1 protein-coding gene is annotated in these 2,302 nt (G+C 70.4%); it reads right to left on the bottom strand.

The window, feature by feature from the left end:
* Positions 1-166: 166 nt before the first annotated feature.
* A partial coding sequence (locus ACFU53_RS47755; RefSeq protein WP_384006871.1) for a D-alanyl-D-alanine carboxypeptidase occupies positions 167-2,302 on the bottom strand: 2,136 nt, incomplete at its 5' end.

Here is a 2,302-nt window from a genome sequence, read left to right on the forward strand (position 1 = left end):
CCGCCATATGGCGGAAGAGGCGCTTTGTGGTCCTCCCGGCGGCCGTAGGCCGGATCGGCTCACGCCGGTCGGCTCACGCGGGTCGGCTCACGCGGATCAGCTCACGCCGGTCGGCTCACGCGGGTCAGCTCACGCGGGTCAGCTCACGCGGGTCAGCTCACGCGGGTCAGCTCACGCGGGTCAGCTTCGCGATGAAGCCGGGCTCGGTGAGCTCCTTCTGGAGGGCGACCGGTGCCTCTACGCCGTCACCGGAGCCGTCACCGACGGTCAGTGAGCCGACCTCGGTGCCCGACTTCGCCTCGTGCGGGATGGACTCGCTCGCGTCCAGTTCGAGCTTGACGGTCTTGCCGGCCCAGCCGACCGCCGAGACGTTCTTCGTGACCACGACCGGGGTCTGTCCGCCGAGCCCGTCGTCGACGTATCCGACGACGTCGCCCTTCTTCAGGATCGTGTCGGAGGTCAGCGCGTCCTGGGCGGCGATCATCGCGGTCTTGCTGACCGCGTTGACCGTGTCGATGATCGGCGGTGTGTGCTGGCCGAGGATCGCGCCGACGACGATCGCCGTCTCACCGCCGACCTCCTTCGTGGCCGCGAAGAGGAGGTTGCCGCCGGCAGCCGTGGTGGAGCCGGTCTTGATGCCGATGGCGTTGTCGTACGGGACGAGACGGTTGTAGTTGTCCCAGCGCTGGCCCGACGGGTCGTACCAGACGGGCAACTTGGTGATGTCCGTGAGGGCCTTCATCTTCACCAGCTCGTTGCCGAGCTTCACCTGGTCCTCGGCGGTGGAGACGGTCGTCTCCTTCAGCCCCGACGGGTCGGTGTAGGTCGTGTTCTTCATCCCGAGGTCCTTGGCGGCGGCGTTCATCTTCTTGACGAACTCCTCCTCCGAACCGTTGCTGTCCCAACGGGCGAGCAGGCGCGCGATGTTGTTCGCGGACGGAATCATGATGGCCGCGATCGCGTCGTACTGGGAGAGCTTGTCGCCCTCCTTGACGGTGTTGAGCGTGGACTCGCCGTCCTTGTCGTAGCCGCCCTCGGTCTCACCCTTCGCGTCGACCGGGATCGTCGCGCCCTTCGAGCCGGCCTTCATCGGGTGTTCCTTGAGGATGACGTACGCGGTCATCGCCTTGGCGACCGAGCCGATGGCCACGGGCTTCTGGTCGCCGAAGCTGTCCATCGTGCCGATGCCGTTGACGTCCATCCAGCCCTGGCCCTCGCCGGGCCACGGCAGGGAGACCTTCTCGCCCTTGAAGGCGTACGACTCATCGGCGGTCAGCGCGAGCGTCGGGGTCGGGAGCGGGCGCACGGACTGTGCGACCGCAAACACGATCACCAGGAGGATCGCCAGCGGTGTCCAGATCTTGACCCGGCGAATGATCGTCCGCACGGGCGTCTGCCGCGGCGGTGGCGTGTTCGTCAGCTCCGCCAGCAGATCCAGTGGCGGCTTCGGCGGCAACGGCTGCTGCGTCGTCCGCTCCGGCCCCACCTGAGGAATGGCCCGGGTCGCCTCCGCCGGGCTGGTGGCGGGGTGGTCGGGAGCCGCCCCCGGGGGCTTGGGCGGGGCGGCTTCGTCCAGCGACTTCAGCGCTACGAATTTGCTGGTGCGTTCGGCAGGGGGTGCGGCATCCGCGGTGCCACCCTTGGCCGCGTCGTCGGCGCCGTTGGACTTGTCGGCGACCTCGGCGGGCTTGGCGGGCTTGGTGGGCTTGGTGGGCTCGGCGGGCTCGGCGGGCTCGGCGGGCTTGGTGGCAGCGCCACCCCACTTGAGCATCGTGGTGGGCTGGTCCACGGCAGGCGGCCGGGGGGCGCGGAAGATCGCGGTCGGCTGGTCCACAGGCCGATCCGCGTCGGCTCCGCCATCGCCCTCCGACTCCCCACCCGTACCACCCGCGCGACTTTCGTCGTCACCTGCGGGTGACCCCTGTGGGACGCCCTCACTGTCAGCGGCTTCCGGCTCGTCGACATCCGGCTCGTCGACATCCGGCTCGTCGACATCCGGCTGGTCGACATCCGAAACCGAGCCGGCGCCTGAATCGGCGGCGGAACCGACCGCCGACCCGCCCGCGACGCCGGGCCGCGCGTCGGCGGAACGCGGATCCGTCGCGCCTGCGGCACCGGGCCGCGCACCGTCAGCCGAACCGGGAGCCCTCTCGCCGTCCGAGCCGGGCCGCACGTCGGCGGCGGAACCGGCAGCCTTCCCGCCTTCCGACTCCGGCCGTGCCTCGGCGGCGAATGCCGGAGCCGTGGTGGTCTTCGGCTCGGCATCGGCCCGAGCGGCCTCGGGGGCGGCGTCGGCCTGGGC

Origin of the sequence: Streptomyces sp. NPDC057474 (assembly GCF_042802555.1) — a bacterium.
Taxonomy (GTDB): Bacteria; Actinomycetota; Actinomycetes; order Streptomycetales; family Streptomycetaceae; genus Streptomyces.